Raw genomic sequence first — 16,830 nt, forward strand, 5'->3', positions numbered from 1 at the left:
TCTGATGCGCGTTGTCGGGAAATTACTGGCTGTCTTGGCCATCGTCATCATCGCCGCCGGCACCTGGGTGGCGCTTGAAGGCCATCGCCGTTTCACCGGCCCCGGCCCGCTGGCCGAGGCCATCACCATCGTCGTCCCCAAGGGCGCCGGTCTGGAGGCCATCGCCCGTAAGCTGGAAGCTTATCGGGTGGTCCCCGACCGTTTTACCTTCATGCTTGGGACCCGCCTGCGACAGGTGACGCTGAAGGCGGGGGAGTATGAATTTCCCGCCCGCATCAGCGCCGAAGAAGCCATGCGCATGATTGCCGATGGCCGCACCGTTAAGCATAAGCTGACCATCGCCGAAGGGCTGACCGTGCGCCAGGTGCTGGCCGAATTGGACGAAGCCGCGTTTTTGGCCGGCAAGGTCTCCACGATTCCTGCCGAGGGCTGGTTGTTACCGGAAACCTGGGTGTTGTCGCGCGATGACGACCGGGGCGAATTGGTGGCGCGCATGGAAAAGTCCATGCGCCAGACCCTGGACGAATTGTGGTCGAAGCGCGCCGCTGGCCTGCCGCTGAAATCGCCGGAAGAAGCCCTGATCCTGGCCTCGGTGGTCGAGCGGGAAACCGGCCTTAAGGCCGAACGACCGATGGTCGCCGGGGTGTTCATCAACCGCCTGCGTTTGGGCATGCGTCTGCAATCGGATCCGACGGTGATTTATGGTTTGTCCAATGGTCTTGGGGTGTTAGAGCGACCGTTGACCCGCGCCGATCTCGACCGCGCCCATGCCTGGAACACCTATGTCATCGACCGCCTGCCCAAGACCGCCATCGCCAATCCCGGCCGCGCCAGTCTGGAAGCGGTGCTGAACCCGGCCAAGACCGACGCGCTATATTTCGTCGCCGACGGTTCGGGCGGTCACGCCTTCGCCAAATCCCTGGACGAGCACAACAAGAATGTCGGCGTTTGGCGGAAGGTCGAAAAGGATAAAAAGGCCAAGTAAGGCTTAAGGCATTTTCGACGCCAAGGTCAGGATCTCGCCATCGACGGCGAAGCGCCCGTAGCCTTGATGATGGATGGTGCGGGGCTGGGGCAGGGCAGGGTCTCCCCAAGCCTTGACCACTTCCAGCACGAACAGGCCATAGCGTTCGACCAGGGCATCATCGGCGACACGGCATTCCAGATTGGCGAAGCATTCGCCGACCAGCGGGGCCGCCACCTTCTCGGCGGCCAGGGGGGTGAATCCCAAGGTGGCGAATTTATCGGTGTCGCGGCCACTGCAATTGCCCACCGCCACCACTTTATCGGCCAAGGTGACGTCGGGAATGGCGATGACGCATTCCCCGGTGGCGCGCAAGGCGGCATAACTGTGATTGGCGTTGCTGACGACGCAGCCCAGCAAGGGCGGTTCGAATTCCATCATCATGTGCCAAGACATGGTCATGATGTTGGTGTGGCCATTGTTTGTGGTGGTTAACAGCACCACCGGTCCTGGTTCAAGCAGGCCATAGACCTTGGCTAAGGGGAAATCGTGCCGCATGGCTGTCCTCGCCAACGCTTGTCGTTCGAGTTTAGGCGCTTCCGCCGGTACAGCCTAAGGCCAAGAGCCGGCAGGGGCATCGTGTCATTCGCACATGGCCCCATGCATTTTGACAATTGCTGAGCGGGCGGCGCCTGGGACTAGGGTCGGTTGCATCAGCAATCTGACCCGGATTCTCGTCATGCCTTCCAAGCCAATGTTCCGCCGTCTGTTAGCGGCGCTGCCCCACGAGGGGGAACGGCGTTATCATGCCGACGGCGTTTCCATGCAGATCACCCGCCACGACACCCCCTATACCCTTATCTCGGTGATGGTGAAGGCCGAGGGCCATAATGCCTGGGTGACGGCCGAACTCGATGCCGGCGAGGTGACCTTGCATCACCCGCGCAACATCGAGTTGGTCGATAAGGCCCTGGATTTGTTCTTGGCTTAGTCTTCCAGCTTTCGCAGCATATCCGCCGTGATCAGGGTGATGCCCTTGTCCGAGCGAGAGAAGCGCTTGGCATCCAGAACCGGGTCGTCGCCGACCACCAGGCCGGGGGGGATGACGCAGCCCTGGTCGACGATGCATTTTTTCAGCTTGGCGTGACGGCCGATGTCGCAATCGGGCAGCACCACCGAATCTTCGACCAGGCAATACGAATTGACGCGGACGTTGGAATACAGCAGCGAGCGCCGCACCACCGCGCCCGAAATGATGCAGCCGCCCGACACCATGGAATCCACCGCCATGCCGCGCCGAGTGTCCGAATCGAACACGAACTTGGCCGGCGGCAATTGCGCCTGATAGGTCCAGATCGGCCAGGAATCGTCATAGATGTTCAGGGACGGCGTTACCGTGGTCAGGTCGATATTGGCTTCCCAATAGGCATCGACGGTGCCGACGTCGCGCCAATAATGTTCGCGTGCGCCGTCATGCATGACGCAGGAATGCTGGAAACGGTGGGCCAGCACCTTGTGCGTGCCGATCAGCGACGGAATGATGTTCTTGCCGAAATCGTGCTCGGTGCCCGGATCGGTGGCATCAATGCCAAGCCGTTCATAGAGGAACTGGGCATTGAACATATAGATGCCCATGCTGGCCAGGGCTTGGTCAGGCTTGCCGGGAATGGGCTGGGGATGGGCCGGCTTTTCGTCGAAACGGATGACGTTGTCGGCGTCGTCGACGGCCATGACGCCAAAGCCGGTGGCGTCGGCCAGCGGAACTTCGATGCAGGCGACGGTGACGTCGGCGCCTTCGGCCAGATGGTGGGCCAGCATCTTGCCGTAATCCATCTTGTAGACGTGGTCACCGGCCAGGATCAGCACGAATTCCGGGTGATGGGCGCGGATGATGTCCAGATTCTGGAATACCGCGTCGGCGGTGCCCTTGTACCAATTCTCACCATCGGTGCGTTGCTGCGCCGGCAGCAATTCGATGAATTCGTTGAATTCGCCGCGCAGGAAGCCCCAGCCGCGCTGCACATGCTGGATCAGCGAATGGGCTTTGTACTGGGTCAGCACGCCGATGCGGCGGATGCCGGAATTGATGCAATTGGACAAGGCGAAATCGACGATGCGGAACTTGCCGGCAAACGGGACAGCCGGCTTGGCATGCCAGTCGGTCAGGGATTTGAGGCGCGAGCCGCGACCGCCTGCCAGGACCAGCGCCAGGGTGCGGCGCAGACGCGGGTTGACTTCCAGATCGACGGCCGGACCATCCTGAGACACGCTCATTTATCCCTCCCGGGTATTTTTGGTGATGCCCTTGGGGCACGGCAACCGGACGGTGCCACAGATTGCCGGCTTGGGCAACCGCCAGCGGCCGTTGGCAGCTTTGCCGTATCCGCCTTTCACCCGTCGCCGGCTTGGGTTAGGGTTGTGAATTGCCGTATGCAAAAGAGGAAGGCCCCATGCGTGTCCTGTTCGCCGCCTCCGAGGTGTTCCCGCTGGTCAAGACCGGTGGGTTGGCTGATGTTGCCGGGGCCTTGCCGGCGGCCTTGATCGAAGCCGGGCACGAGGTGCGGGTGCTGCTGCCCGGCTATCCCCAAGCCTTGGCGAAGGCCGAGGGAAAGCGTCAGGTGGCGTCCTTGGGCGATCCATTGGGTGTGGGCGGCGAAACCAAGCTGATTTCAGCCAAGCTGCCGCAATCGGGGGGGGCGGCGGGGGTGCCGGTGTGGCTGCTGGATTGTCCGGCCCTGTACGATCGGGCCGGCGGTCCCTATGTGGACGAACATGGCGTCGATTATGCCGACAATCCGTTGCGCTTTGGCCTGCTGTCCTGGGCGGCGGCGTTTTTGTGCACAGACAATGCGCCGGTCAAATGGCGGCCGCAGGTGTTGCATTGCCATGACTGGCAGACCGGACTGGCCCCCGCCTATCTGCATGCCTGGAAGGTGGAAAAGCCGCCGGCAACCGTTTTCACCATTCACAACATCGCCTATCAGGGCCAGTTTCCCGCCGATATCGTGTCGCGCCTGGGGCTGCCATGGGAGATGTTCACCATGGACGGGCTGGAATATTGGGGTGACATGGCCTTCTTGAAGGCTGGTCTGATCTATGCCGATAAACTCAGCACCGTCAGCCCGCGTTATGCCCGTGAAATCCAGTCGCCAGCCTTTGGCCATGGCATGGAGGGGGTGTTGACCAACCGTGCCGCCGATCTGGTCGGGATTTTGAATGGTGCTGATTACGGCGTCTGGAGCCCGGCGACCGATCCCCATGTGGTCGCGCGTTATCAGCCCCCCGATTTCATCGACGGCAAGGCGGCCAACAAGGCGGCTTTGCAACAGGCGTTGGGTCTGGAAAAGGATCAGGAAGCGCCGCTGCTGGTCATCGTCAGTCGGTTGACCGACCAAAAGGGCATGGACATGGTGTTGTCGACCTTGCCGGCGGTGTTGCGGCAGGGGGCGCAACTGGCTGTGCTGGGGGCCGGCGATCGGGCATTGGAACAAGGCTTCCAATCGGCGGCGGCGGGCTCGCCCAAACGCATGAGCGTGACCATCGGTTATTCCGAGGAACTGGCCCATCGGCTGTTGGCGGCAGGCGACATGCTGGTGATGCCGTCACGTTTCGAACCCTGCGGCCTGACCCAGTTCTATGCCATGCGCTATGGCACCGTGCCGGTGGTTCACGCCACCGGCGGTCTGGCCGACACGGTGATGGATTGCAGTTATGACGGTTTGGTCACCGGCACCGGGACCGGCTTTGTCTTCGAGCACGCCAATGCCGGCGCTTTTCAATGGTGCCTGGAACGGGCCATCGCCGCCTTCGGGCAAAAGGATCAATGGCGCCGCATTCAAGGCGCCGGAATTGCCCAGGATTTCGGCTGGGGTCGCTCGGCGGCGCGCTATGGCGCCTTGTATGATGAATTGGTTCCGGCATGAGCCTGTCTTTGATCGCCGATATGGGCGGCACCAATGTGCGCTTTGCCTTGGTTGATGCCGCAGGCGGCATCGGCCCTGACATGGTGTTGCAATGCGCCGATTTCGCCGGTCCCGATGACGCGGCCCGCGCTTTTTTGGCCGCGCGTGACGGGGCTAAGCCGACGCGTGGCGCCTTTGCCGTGGCTTCGCCGATCACCGGCGATGTCATCGAGATGACCAATTCGGCCTGGCGCTTTTCTGTCCATCACGTTCAACGGCAATTGGGCTTGGACCAGTTGCAGGTGGTCAACGATTTCACCGCCACCGCGCTTTCGGTGCCGCATCTGGCGGCTGCGCATCTGTTGAAGTTGGGCGGGGGGGAGGGTGTCGCCGGGGCGCCCATCGCCGTGCTGGGGCCGGGAACCGGATTGGGGGTGTCGGGGTTGGTGGCCGACGTCCATGGCCGGTGGACGGCTTTGGCCACCGAGGGCGGCCACGTCACCTTGGCTGCGACCGACGACACCGAGGCTCAGGTCATTGCCCAATTGCGTCGACGTTTCGGCCACGTCTCGGCCGAGCGGGCGCTGTCGGGCCCAGGCTTGCTTAATCTATACGAGGCGGTGGCGGCGCTTCAGGGGATTCCCGCGTCTTATTCCACCGCCGAGGCGGTGTCCAGTCACGGCCTGGATGGGTCGTGTCCGCTGTGTCGGCAAGCCTTGTCCATGTTCTTCGCCATGCTGGGGACGGTGGCCGGCAATCTGGCCTTGTCGCTGGGCGCCCGCGGCGGCGTCTATATCGCCGGCGGTATTTTACCGCGCATGAGCCAAGCTTTTTTCGCGTCCGAATTCCGCCGCCGCTTCGAGGCCAAGGGACGCTTCGCCGCCTATCTGTCGGCGGTTCCCACCTGGTTGGTAATGCATCCCGAACCGGCCTTTGCCGGCTTGGCCGCGCTTACGGCTGATCCGATCCAGGGATAAAATCTGATCGGCGAAAGGGCCAATGCAAAGCCGATGGACGCGCCAGACAGGGCCGTTGCATGGGGTGGCTTTGCTCAAAAGTATTAAAAATATACCGTCGTATATGGTAAAACAGCGTTGGGGTTTGGGGGCGAAGTTGCCTCGCCATTGCCTGTTTATCGGCTTGTGTCGCCACATCGAGCATAGGGTTGATGTGCACACGCGTAAGTCATAGCATGGGGGTGGGGACGGCGTGGGGACGTTTTATGGGTTCAATTCGTAAGGTTGAGGTTAGCACCGGCGTCTGGTGGATCGAGGTTGCTGCCGCCAATTTGCGTGTGCTGTGCGGCTGTCCTGCCGATGTCGTCAAGCACATGATGAAGCGCGGCCTGATCGCCCCCACCGAGTTGGGCGGCGTCGTCTTTGAGACCGGCCCCAACGCCATCTTGCTATCCGATGTCATGGTTCAAAACGGCACCTTCGCCAATCTGGGCGAATTCCCTGTGCTGCAAATGCTTTATCGGCAGGGCATGATCATTCCCGACCATCCCGGCAATACCGGCGATAAACCGCTGCTGATCGGTTCGGCCGAGCAAGTGCGGGCGCAGCTCCAATATATCTATCGCGGCAATTACGGCCTGATCAGCGAAGACGAATTGCTGGAAGCCGGGGCCACGGCGCAGCAGGCCAAAGACTTGATGCGGATGAAACTGAAATTCGCTTTCGGTCGCATCCGCCATCCGCAGGAATTGCTTGATACCTTGTCGGTGGATGCCGAGACGGTGGAGATCCGGGGCGGCGTCAGCGTTCGCCGGGTGCGGTTGAATACCTTTGAATTCCGCTATGGCAATGAAACCGCCACGGTCGATCTGACCTTGCCGCCGTTTGAAACCTATGAATGCCCGTATCCGTTGGGTTTCTACAACATGCAGCGGGAATATTTCTCGGTCGTGCATTCGGGCGAGGGCGATGGCTGGGACATCAATCGCCCCAGCATGGGCGCCATTTTGATGTTTCAGGGGCGCGTCTATCTGATCGATGCCGGCCCGAACATTTTGTTCACGCTAGATGCGTTGGGAATCGGCGTCAACGAAGTGGATGGTATCTTTCATACCCATTCGCATGATGACCATTTTTCCGGCCTGACCACGCTGATCCGCGCCGATCATCGCATCAAGTATTACGCCACACCGTTGGTTCGCGCCTCGGTGGCGCGCAAGATGGCGGCGCTGTTGTCGATCGAACCTTCGGCCTTTGCCGATTATTTCGAATGCCACGATCTGGTGGAAGGCGAATGGAACGAAATCGACGGCCTGGAGGTGCGACCGCTGTTTTCCCCCCATCCGGTGGAAAACACCATGTTCATGTTCCGGGCGCCATGGGAAGACGGCTATCGCACTTACGCCCATTGGGCTGATATCTGCCGTCTGGAAGTGCTGCGCAGCTTTATCACCGATGATGCCGAGGCGCCGGGGATTTCCAAGGTCATGTACCAGAATGTGGCGGCGGCTTATGCGCTTCCGGCCAACATCAAGAAGGTGGATGTGGGTGGCGGCATGATTCATGGCGACGCCTATGATTTCCGCGACGACCGTTCCGGCAAGGTGATCTTGGCGCACACGTCGGGGCGCAACACGGTGGCGCAAAAGGCTATCGGCTCGACCGCCTCGTTCGGCACCGTCGATGTCCTTATTCCGTCCAATCACGATTTCATCTGGCGTTCGGCCTATGAATTGCTGCTGGCCTATTTCCCTGAAATTCAGCACCACCAATTGCGGGTATTGCTGAACAACCCGGTCGAGACCTTCAATCCTGGCACCATCTTGGTCAAGGAACGCCGTTCGGCCGAATTCATCTATCTGCTGTTATCGGGCAGTGTCGAAGCGTTGCATGTGGATGGCGGCGCCCGGTCGGTGCTGTCGGCCGGGGCGATGATCGGCGAATTGTTCGCTTTGTTTCAGGCCCAGGTGACCGAAACCTATCGTGCCATCGGCTTCGTCAAGGCGTTGCGCATTCCGTCATCGCTGTATCAGGATTTCGTCCGTCGCAACGATTTGTCGGCGGCGATCACCCGGATTTTCGAGAATCGCCAGTTCCTGCAACGCACTTGGTTGTTCGGCGAGGTGGTTTCGACCCGGACCCTCAACCGGTTGGCCAAGGAAATGACGCTCAGTCGGATCCACGAGGGCGAAGTCATCGATATCGGTCCCGAATCGGTGGCGCTGGTGGTGACCGGGCAGGTGGGGCGTTATTTGGGCGAGCAGCAGGTGGAAGTCCTGCGTTCGGGCGATTTCTTCGGCGAGGAATTGTCGATTTTTTGGACCCCGTCCATGTTCCGGTTGCGGGCGCTGACCGCTACCGAAGTCTTCCTGGTGCCGGCCGGTCTGCTGGCGGGGATTCCTTCGGTCCGGTGGAAGTTGTTTGAAACCTCGGGACGCCGCATGACCTCGATCTTCGAGGGCGAGCATAGCGACAATGCCGGCCTGTTGCGCTGGCGCGAGGAATACCGCGTCGATGTATTGCGTCTTGATACCCAGCATCGCCGCATGTTCGAGCAGGCCAATGCCATCCTTGAAGCCCTTCAAGTCGGCAAGGGCGGCGAGGAAATCCTGGCGTTGCTGGATGCCATGAGCGAATACGCCCATTACCATTTCGGCGAAGAAGAGGCGCTGATGGTCCGTCACGCCTATCCCCAGGCGGAAGAGCACCGCAGCCATCATGCCGTGCTGTCGGCGCAATTGATCGCCATGCGCCAGACCTTCACGGACGCAGCCGATATGGGCTCCATCGACTTCCTGGCCTTCTTGCAGGATTGGCTGGTTGGTCACATCACCGGCGAGGATCGTCTTTACACCTCTTTTCTGAACGAAAAGGGCGTGTATTAATACGCTCGGGCCGTGGTGGCCGCCGCCACCTTCTAAAGCGGCGCGCCTTTACTCTGAGGCACGACGCTCCAGCGCCCCTTGCGGGCGCGGCCAAGCATGCGCAGGCATGCGCCCGGCGAAGGAAAATGATGAAGGCTAGACCGTGATGCACATTTAGGGCATCACGGTCTAGGCAGGGACAATCCGTCGCGAACTGCCGAGACGTTCCGACAAGGTGTTGGCGGCGGCGATCAATTCGCGCACCACCTGACCTTCGGGGCGCATGTCGAACATGCCTTGGATGCCGACCACCAGCATGGTCAGGGTGATGTCACCGCCAGCGTTGAACACCGGGGCGCCGACCGCTTCGACGCCGGGGACCAGGTGATAGCCGGAAACGGCGCTGATGCCGGTCTGCCGCACCCGTTCGAACATGGTTTCGATCGCCGGCCAGGAATCGGCCCCGACGGGGGCGCGGCCTTCGGACAATTCGGTTTCGATCAGCTTGCTGATCTGCTCCCGCGGGAGATAGGCGGCGAAAATCTGGCCGCTGGCCGATGACAGCACGTCAAGCGCGGTGCCGGTGACGACGTTGACGGTGATGGCGCGGCGCGGGCGTTCGCCGCGGACGATGATCGGGCCGTTCTCGCTCCACACTGACAGCGCCGTGGTTTCATTGACGCGGTCGCGCAATTCGGCGATGGCGTTCAAGCCCAATTGAATGCGGTCCAGGCGGTCGATGGCGGCCAGCCCCACATGCAGGGCCAGCGGCCCCAGGTCATAGAGCGAGGTTTCGCGGTCCTGTTCGACCATGCCGGCGCGAATCAGGCTGACCAGATAGCGATGGGCCTTGGAGGCCGGCATACCGGCGATTGCGGCAATGTCCTTGAGCATCATTGCCCGCTCGCCCCCGGCCAAGGCGCGCAGGACCTGCATGCCGATCTCGATGGACTGGACGCCGTGTTTGCCTTCGCTGGCTTCGCTCATCGCCTGTGCTTCTCCACTGAATCGTTAGGAGATACCGGCGAAGTCGGCTCTTGGCAAGGTCAGCCGCGATCAATTTCCAGTTTAAGAAAATGGGTGGCGCAGGAAATACAGGGGTCGTAATTGCGGATGGCCTGTTCCGCCCGCCATTTTATCTCGTCGTCGGATTTGTGCAGGTTGGCCTGAACCACCTTCATCAGGTCCAGTTCGATCACTTTTTGGTTCTGGGCGGTGGGGGGGACGATGCGGGCGTCTTGCACCACGCCATCGGCGTCGATGCGATAGCGGTGATAGCAGATGCCGCGCGGCGCCTCGGTGCAGCCGTGGCCTTCGCCCGCCCGGACCGGGGCGTCACTATAGGCCTTGTCGGTTTCTTCGTAGGCTTGCACCAGTTTCAACGCATCTTCGCACACTTGCACCAGTTCGACGGCGCGGACGACGATGGATTGAAACGGATTGTTCACCGTTTTTCCCAATCCGGCCGCCTTGGCGGCGGCTTGGGCGGTCTTGCCGAGTTTGTCGTGGTTAAGGCTGTAGCGGGCCAGGGGGCCGACATGATGAGCCCGCCCATCCTTGGGCTTGCCGTGCAGGGCATTGGACCACGGCACGTGCTCTTCCTCAATGTGGTCAAGGAATTGCGGGACGGCGATGTCCAAGCCGCTGGAGGTCACCAAACGGCCTTCATGGATGGCGTATTCGTCGGGATGACGCAGGGCCATGAAATTATAATCTTGGCTGATGTCGGGGAAATCGAAGCCGCCGACCAGCTTGACGGTGGCCACCGAGGTTTCGACGGCCCATTTCAGGTTTTCTTCCAGGGCGCGCAGCTGCTTTTTGCTTGGCAGCTTGTAAAAGCCGCCGACGCGCAAGCCTACCGGATGGATGGCGCGGCCGCCGATGGTTTCCAAAATTTCGTTGCCGACCTTTTTCAGCCGCAACGCCTTTTCCACCAAGGTCCGATCGACCTTGGCCAGTTCCAAGGCATCGGACAGCCCCAGGAAGTCGGGGGCGTGCAGCATATAGACGTGCAGGGCATGGCTTTCGATCCATTCGCCGCAATAGATCAGGCGGCGCAGGTCGCGGATTGGCTTGGTAACCTGGATGCCCAAGATATCTTCCATCGCCTGGGACGCCCCCATCAAATAGGCGATGGGGCAGATGCCGCAGATCCGCGCGGTGATGTCGGGGACTTCGCGGAAATCGCGGCCTTGCAGGAAGGCTTCGAAAAAGCGCGGCGGCTCGAAGATGCCAAAGCGCAATTCCTTGACGATGCCGTCCTTGATCTTGACATGCAACGAGCCCTCGCCCTCGACTCGGGCCAAAGCTTCGACCTTGATGGTGCGGATGTCAGCCATGGCTGTCGCTCTCCTTGCGGAATGCATCGGCATTGGCGTTATAGGTGCGGAACAGGTGATGGATGTCGCGCCGCGACTGCCCCAACGCCGTCAGCTGCGCCGCCAGGGCAGCGGTGTTGGGGTTTTCCATCGGGCCAAAGCAGCCATAGCAGCCGCGATCCATGCCCGGACACAAGGTGCCGCAGCCGGCCTGGGTCACCGGCCCCAGACAGGCGGTGCCCGAGGCGACCATGCGGCAGACGGTGCCGGTTTCCTTGCACTCGATGCATTGGGAATAACGGGGGATGGTGGGCTTGCGGCCGTTGAGCGCGGCGTTCAAGACTTCCAGCATCTGGTGTTTGTTGACCGGACAGCCGCGCAATTCGAAATCCACCGGGACGTGGTCGGAAATGGCGGTCGAGGTGGTCAAGGTGTCGATATATTCCGGATGGGCATAGACGCAGCGGATGAATTCCTTGACACTTTTGAAGTTCCGCAGCGCCTGGATGCCGCCGGCGGTGGCGCAGGCGCCGATGCTGATCAGCAGCTTGGATTGCTTGCGCACCTCGCGGATGGCCTTGACGTCGTGCGGCGTGGTGATCGAGCCTTCGACCAACGAGACGTCATAGGGGCCTTTTTCCACCTTGCGGGTGGCTTCGAGGAAATAGCTGATGCGGACCTCTTCGGTCAGTGCCAGCAATTCATCCTCGCAATCGAGCATGGTCAACTGGCAGCCGTCGCAACTTGAGAATTTCCATACCGCCAGTTTCGGGCGCTTGCGTTCGGACATGGCTAAAGCTCCCTGATCTGGAACAGGTCGGCGACGCGGTCATAGCGAAAGACCGGCCCATCCTTGCAGGTGAAATGCGGTCCCCATTGGCAATGGCCGCACAGACCGCATCCGCATTTCATGTTGCGTTCGACCGAGACCCAGATGCGGCCGCGATCAACGCCCTTTTTTTCCAGGGCCTGGGCCGAATAACGCATCATCACCTCGGGACCGCAGACGAAGCTGGCGGTATGCAGCGGATCGAACCCGCCGCGGGCGATCAGGTTGGTGACGACGCCGACATTGCCGCCCCATTTGCCGGTGGCGCGGTCGACGGTGACCAGCACGTCCAGATCGAAACGACCGCGCCAGCGTTCCAATTCCTTCTTGTACAAGATGTCTTCGGGCGTGCGGGCGCCATAAAGGACGATGATGCGGCCAAACCGATCGCGATTGGCCACGGCCTGATAGATGGCCGGGCGCAGCGGCGCCAAACCGACCCCGCCGGCGACGAAAACCAGATCGTGGCCAAAGGCGGCTTCGACCGGCCAAGCGGTGCCGAAGGGACCGCGCACGCCCAAGCTGTCGCCGGGTTTGAGCGCGTCCAGCGCCTCGGTCACCGTGCCGACCGCGCGGGTGGTGTGGACCAGCACGGAACGGTCGGCCGGATCGCCAGAGATGGAGATGGGAACTTCCCCCACGCCGAAGACGTAGAGCATGTTGAACTGACCGGGCTTGAAGGCGAATTCGCCCCCGGCCTCGGGCACCAGTTCCATGGTGAAGGTGTCCGACAGGTCGCGCCGTACCTTTTCGATACGAAACGGCACCGGGATCATCGGGTCATGGACGGGGTCATGGTCATGGGCGGCGGCATTCATGATCCGCCGTCCTTCTTTTTCTTGCCCTTGGCCTGATCCAGCCGGGCATCGGCGGCGCGGTTGCGCCCTTTGGATTTGGTTTGCGCCTTTTCGGTCTTGATCGGTTTTGCCGCCTTGGCCGCGCCGCGCGGGCCGTAAAGATCAAGCATCTGCAAGCGGGCGGCGGCCAGACGGTGGGCCATCACCGGCAAGAAGCGGCGCAGCACTTCGTAGCCAAGCACAGGGTCGGCTTCCATCTTGCGGCGCAGGCATTTGGCGTCGAAGGACAGGGCGCGGACCAAGGTGACGGCGCGGGCGTCAAAGGTCATCCGATAAGGGGCAATCATCCATGACCAGCCGGCGATCTCGCCTTCGCCGATGGTTTCAACGATGATTGGCGGCTGGGCCGGCTGGTCGATCTCGATGGCGACGGTGCCGGCGCGAATCAGGAAGAATTTGGCGGCTTCGTCGCCTTGGCGGAACAGCATGTCCCCGGTTTCGAACCGTTCATTGGCGGCGCAGCCGGTCAAGAGGTCGCGCAAGGCGGCGTCAATCCCCCGGAAAAAGGGATGTTCGTCGATGATAGGGCCGAGCGTGTCCGGCTTTACCATGGTCAGGTCCTCCCTTGATCGGTGATGGCGGCGGCTTCCTCGGTGATGTCGATTCCCACCGGACACCAGGTGATGCAGCGGCCGCAACCAACGCAGCCGGTCTCGTCGAATTGATCGACCCAGGTGGATAATTTGTGGGTGATCCATTGCCGATAGCGTGACCGGGTTTCGGTGCGCACGGCGCCGCCGTGGATATAGGAAAAATCCAACGTGAAGCAGGAATCCCACTTCCGCCAGCGTTCGGCGTGATCGCCCTTAAGGTCGGTGACGTCGTCGATCGTGGTGCAAAAGCAGGTCGGGCAGACCATGGTGCAATTGCCGCAACTCAGGCAGCGTTCGGCCAGCTGATCCCAGCGTGGATGCTCGGGATTGGCGGCCAGCGCGCGGGCGGCGGCGGCATCCAGCCGTCTTTGTTGCTGACCGGCATGCCGGAGCGATCGTTCCGCCGCAGAGAGGTCGGCCGGGCTGGCCTTGCCGGTTTTCAGGGCCTTGAGCATCTTGGCCCCGCGCGGGCTGCCCGCTTCGGTGATAAAGACGTGGCGGTCCTTGGTCACCACTTCCACCAGCTTGATATCGTATCCCGTGGTAACCTCGGGGCCGCTGCCCATGGCAAGGCAAAAACAGGTGGAATCGGCCTCGTTGCATTGCACGGCGACGACAAAAGCCTCGGCCAGACGGCGTTGGTAACCAGGATCGGCGAAGTCGCGGTCGCCGAACACCTTGGCTTGCCGGCCCATGGCCGCCAACTCGCAGGCGCGCACGCCGATAAAGGCCATGGGCGGCGATGGTGGGGGCGGGGCATCAACGGCAAAGCCGCCATTTTGACGGCTGGCGCCGAATATTTTCTGTCGCGGCGGGTAAAGCTGCCGCTTCCATCCCTGTGGCGCCAAGCCATAGCCGAACAGCGCATCGTCATCGCGACGACGCAGACGGTAACGGCCGGGGCTTTGTTCGGCCCCCCAGCCGGCGGGCAGGGCGTCGATACTGTCGATGACGTCATAAACCACCGCGTCGTCAGCCCGGTGCGGGCCGATAACCTGATATCCCTTGTCGCGAAGAAGCTTGATCAAACCGTCCAGTCCGCTGGTGTCGAGGACCGGTGTGGCGATGCTGTTGCTCTTGGCCTTGGCCATCACTCCCCCCCGTTATTCAGTAAGGGCCAAGTGATGCTACACCCACAGCTTCTTTCCGCCAATCACTCACATGAGTAAACCGCGCAAACCAGCAATGACAATATTTAGTGGAAACTTCAAATATTGCGGCGACAGTTTGGAATGATTTTTACCAGCAGCATTCCTTCATCGACCAGCATTACGGGGCGCCCCAATCTGGTCAGGTCGGCCTGGCACGCCTAAGCCTTCCAAAGCTTGCGTCAAGCCAATCTGGAGGAGAATGTGGTCGGCACTGTTTGCGACGACTGCATCGCTTATCGCAAGCATGAAGGCTAAACCCCTGGGGGCATGGGTCTTTTCCGTTGTCAACGCACCGCCCTCTAGCCTAGAACAGAGTCAACGAAGGCGGAGCGGACAAACATGCCCGAAATCCTGATGCGCGGCGGGGATAGCGCATATACGTTGCGGACGGCGACTCATGGCGATATCGCCCAGGTCGCCGCTATCGACGTTTCCATTACCGGCATTGAAAAGCCCGGTTATTGGGAAGACATTCATGATCGCTATGTGCGTCAGCCAGCCGCCGATCCCGGCTTGGCCCATCTCAACCGATTGTTCTTGTGTGCCTGCCAGGGCGAGCAGGTGATCGGCTTCATCGTCGGTGAAATCCGTGCCTGGGAATTCGGCTCGCCGCCGTGCGGCTGGGTGTTCGCCATCGGCATCAATCGCGATGTGCGCACCCGCTATGTCGGGCAAACCCTGTTCCAGGCGGTGTGCGACAGTTTCCGTCAGGCCGGGGTGACCACCATTCGCACCATGCTGGCCCGCGACAATACCTTGGCCATGAGCTTCTTTCGCAGCCAAGGCATGATGGCCGGTCCGTTCATTCAGTTGGAAATGGAGCTGGCGGCGCCATGAAGTTGCAAAAAGCCACGCGCTGCGCCTTGTTCGCCATCCTTGAACTGGCCGGTGATCCCGGTCGGCAAATGTCGGCCCATGAAATCGCCGAAAAATACGGCATTTCCACCAACCATCTGGCCAAGGTGCTGCGCTCGCTGGGGCGTGCCGGGCTGCTGGAAGCGGTGCGCGGTGCCGGCGGCGGCTATCGCTTTTCCGGCTCGGTCAAGCGCACCACGCTTTTGGATGTGATCCAGTTGTTCGAAACCATCGATCCGTTGGCGCGGGGCGAACGCGAGGACGGCGACGGCACCCCCGGTGGCGGCGCCCTGTGTCAGGTGTTGACCGAAATCGAAGACATCGCCCGGGCCACCTTCGCCTCCATCAGTCTGGAAACCATGCTGAAGCTGGTGGACAAGAAGGGCTGAGGCTTTTTCCCGATCCGTTTCATCCGTCCTTTCTTGTTGATTGAAGCCCCGCCCGGTTCGCTCCGGGCGGGGTTTTTGTTGCAGTGCGTTTCCGGTTGACAGAATAAGTTCTGCATTTCAGAATTGCCTGCAAGACCCCATGGGCTCAACGGAGACAGGTTTTCATGAGCAAGCAATTCGCCTCGGTGGCCGATCTGGAAGAAAAAAAGACCACTTTCACTCAATTGTCGGAACACGCCTGGGGCTATACCGCCGAGGGCGATCCCAATGCCGGCGTGGTCATCGGCGATGACGGCGTGCTGATCGTCGACGCCCTGGCCACCCCGGTGATGGCCCGTCGTCTGATCGCCGAAATCCGCAAGGTCACCGACAAGCCGATCAAATATGTGGTGCTGTCGCATTATCACGCCGTGCGCGTGCTCGGCGCTTCGGCCTATTCCGCCGAAGGCTGCCAGCAGGTCATCGCCAGCCAAGGCACCTATGATCTGATCGTCGAACGCGGCGAGCATGACATGAAGTCGGAATACGACCGCTTTCCCCGTTTGTTCCAGAATTTCGAGACGGTGCCCGGTCTGACGTGGCCGACCTTGGTGTTCCAGGAATCGATGACCCTGTACCTGGGCAAGCTGGAAGTGCAGATCAAGCATTTGGGGGCCGGCCACACCAAGGGCGACACCGTGGTCTGGCTGCCGAGTGAAAAGGTGCTGTTCTCGGGCGATTTGGTGGAATGCGAGGCGGCTTGCTATACCGGCGACGCTCATCTGCGGCAATGGCCGGCGACCTTGGCCGCTTTGCGCACGCTTGGCGCCGAAAAGCTGGTGCCCGGCCGCGGTCCGGCGTTGCTGAACCCGGCCGAAGTGGCCAAGGGCCTGGATTATACCAGCGATTTCGTCGGCACCTTGTACCAATCGGCGGCGGAAGCGGTGGCCCAGGGCATGGACCTGTTCCAGGCGATGAAGCATGTGCGTCTGGCCATGGACCCCAAATTCGCCCAGGTCTTCATCTATGAACATTGCCTGCCGTTCGATGTCAGCCGCGCCTTTGACGAAGCCGCCGGCATCGACCATCCGCGCATCTGGACGGCGGAACGCGACAAGGAATTGTGGGCGGCGCTGCAAAAGGAAGTCTGATTTTTCATTCATGCCCGCTTGG

16 protein-coding genes are annotated in these 16,830 nt (G+C 61.2%); 8 read left to right on the forward strand and 8 right to left on the reverse strand.

Annotated elements, in window-relative coordinates; all coding sequences use genetic code 11:
- Positions 1-4 precede the first annotated feature (4 nt).
- Complete coding sequence (gene mltG, locus KEC16_RS00710; RefSeq protein ID WP_211545741.1) at positions 5-985, forward strand: endolytic transglycosylase MltG; 981 nt, start codon at positions 5-7, stop codon at positions 983-985.
- Positions 986-988: 3 nt separating this feature from the next.
- Here mltG and KEC16_RS00715 read toward each other — a convergent pair whose 3' ends face one another.
- Positions 989-1,522, reverse strand: coding sequence for a flavin reductase family protein (locus KEC16_RS00715; RefSeq protein ID WP_211545742.1), 534 nt, complete (start codon positions 1,520-1,522; stop codon positions 989-991).
- Positions 1,523-1,703: 181 nt separating this feature from the next.
- Here KEC16_RS00715 and KEC16_RS00720 point away from each other — a divergent pair, with 181 nt between their 5' ends.
- Positions 1,704-1,955 (forward strand): hypothetical protein, encoded by a 252-nt coding sequence (locus KEC16_RS00720; protein WP_211545743.1) that lies wholly within the window; start codon positions 1,704-1,706, stop codon positions 1,953-1,955.
- Here KEC16_RS00720 and glgC read toward each other — a convergent pair.
- Positions 1,952-3,238, reverse strand: coding sequence for a glucose-1-phosphate adenylyltransferase (gene glgC / locus KEC16_RS00725; RefSeq protein ID WP_211545744.1), 1,287 nt, complete (start codon positions 3,236-3,238; stop codon positions 1,952-1,954). The two genes, KEC16_RS00720 and glgC, sit on opposite strands and share 4 nt — an antisense overlap.
- Before the next feature lie 176 nt (positions 3,239-3,414).
- Between glgC and glgA the strand changes: the two genes are divergently transcribed.
- From glgA to KEC16_RS00740, 3 genes are all read left to right on the forward strand, one after another.
- Positions 3,415-4,887, forward strand: a complete 1,473-nt coding sequence (gene glgA / locus KEC16_RS00730) for a glycogen synthase GlgA (RefSeq protein ID WP_211545745.1) — start codon at positions 3,415-3,417, stop codon at positions 4,885-4,887.
- The gene (locus KEC16_RS00735) at positions 4,884-5,843 is read left to right on the forward strand and encodes a glucokinase (RefSeq protein WP_211545746.1); all 960 of its coding nucleotides are present in this window, start codon (positions 4,884-4,886) and stop codon (positions 5,841-5,843) included. The genes glgA and KEC16_RS00735 overlap by 4 nt, the downstream gene beginning before the upstream one ends.
- Positions 5,844-6,088: 245 nt before the next feature.
- Complete coding sequence (locus KEC16_RS00740; protein ID WP_211545747.1) at positions 6,089-8,707, forward strand: bacteriohemerythrin; 2,619 nt, start codon at positions 6,089-6,091, stop codon at positions 8,705-8,707.
- 168 nt (positions 8,708-8,875) lie between these two features.
- Here the strand turns inward: KEC16_RS00740 and KEC16_RS00745 are convergent, their stop codons facing one another.
- The 6 genes from KEC16_RS00745 to KEC16_RS00770 are packed head-to-tail and all read right to left on the reverse strand — an operon-like array spanning position 8,876 to position 14,374.
- Positions 8,876-9,673: an IclR family transcriptional regulator gene (locus KEC16_RS00745; protein ID WP_211545748.1), complete on the reverse strand. Its 798-nt coding sequence runs from the start codon at positions 9,671-9,673 to the stop codon at positions 8,876-8,878.
- Between the two features lie 59 nt (positions 9,674-9,732).
- Positions 9,733-11,025, reverse strand: a complete 1,293-nt coding sequence (locus tag KEC16_RS00750) for a Ni/Fe hydrogenase subunit alpha (RefSeq protein ID WP_211545749.1) — start codon at positions 11,023-11,025, stop codon at positions 9,733-9,735.
- Positions 11,018-11,794: an NADH-quinone oxidoreductase subunit B family protein gene (locus KEC16_RS00755; RefSeq protein WP_211545750.1), complete on the reverse strand. Its 777-nt coding sequence runs from the start codon at positions 11,792-11,794 to the stop codon at positions 11,018-11,020. The genes KEC16_RS00750 and KEC16_RS00755 overlap by 8 nt, the downstream gene beginning before the upstream one ends.
- A gap of 2 nt (positions 11,795-11,796) precedes the next feature.
- Positions 11,797-12,651 carry an FAD/NAD(P)-binding protein gene (locus KEC16_RS00760; RefSeq protein ID WP_211545751.1) on the reverse strand — a complete coding sequence of 285 codons (855 nt, stop codon included), beginning with the start codon at positions 12,649-12,651 and terminating at the stop codon, positions 11,797-11,799.
- The gene (locus KEC16_RS00765; RefSeq protein WP_211545752.1) at positions 12,648-13,241 is read right to left on the reverse strand and encodes a cyclic nucleotide-binding domain-containing protein; all 594 of its coding nucleotides are present in this window, start codon (positions 13,239-13,241) and stop codon (positions 12,648-12,650) included. The genes KEC16_RS00760 and KEC16_RS00765 overlap by 4 nt, the downstream gene beginning before the upstream one ends.
- A gap of 2 nt (positions 13,242-13,243) precedes the next feature.
- Positions 13,244-14,374, reverse strand: coding sequence for a 4Fe-4S dicluster domain-containing protein (locus KEC16_RS00770; RefSeq protein WP_211545753.1), 1,131 nt, complete (start codon positions 14,372-14,374; stop codon positions 13,244-13,246).
- A 399-nt stretch (positions 14,375-14,773) separates the two neighbouring features.
- Here KEC16_RS00770 and KEC16_RS00775 point away from each other — a divergent pair, with 399 nt between their 5' ends.
- The 3 genes from KEC16_RS00775 to KEC16_RS00785 all read left to right on the forward strand — a co-directional run bounded on the left by KEC16_RS00775 (position 14,774) and on the right by KEC16_RS00785 (position 16,808).
- Positions 14,774-15,271, forward strand: a complete 498-nt coding sequence (locus KEC16_RS00775) for a GNAT family N-acetyltransferase (protein WP_211545754.1) — start codon at positions 14,774-14,776, stop codon at positions 15,269-15,271.
- Positions 15,268-15,678, forward strand: coding sequence for an Rrf2 family transcriptional regulator (locus KEC16_RS00780; protein ID WP_211545755.1), 411 nt, complete (start codon positions 15,268-15,270; stop codon positions 15,676-15,678). Before KEC16_RS00775 ends, KEC16_RS00780 begins: the two co-directional genes overlap by 4 nt.
- Positions 15,679-15,842: 164 nt before the next feature.
- Positions 15,843-16,808, forward strand: a complete 966-nt coding sequence (locus tag KEC16_RS00785; protein WP_211545756.1) for an MBL fold metallo-hydrolase — start codon at positions 15,843-15,845, stop codon at positions 16,806-16,808.
- Positions 16,809-16,830: the final 22 nt, after the last annotated feature.

Origin of the sequence: Magnetospirillum sulfuroxidans (genome assembly GCF_018224925.1) — a bacterium.
Taxonomy (GTDB): domain Bacteria; phylum Pseudomonadota; class Alphaproteobacteria; order Rhodospirillales; family Magnetospirillaceae; genus Magnetospirillum; species Magnetospirillum sulfuroxidans.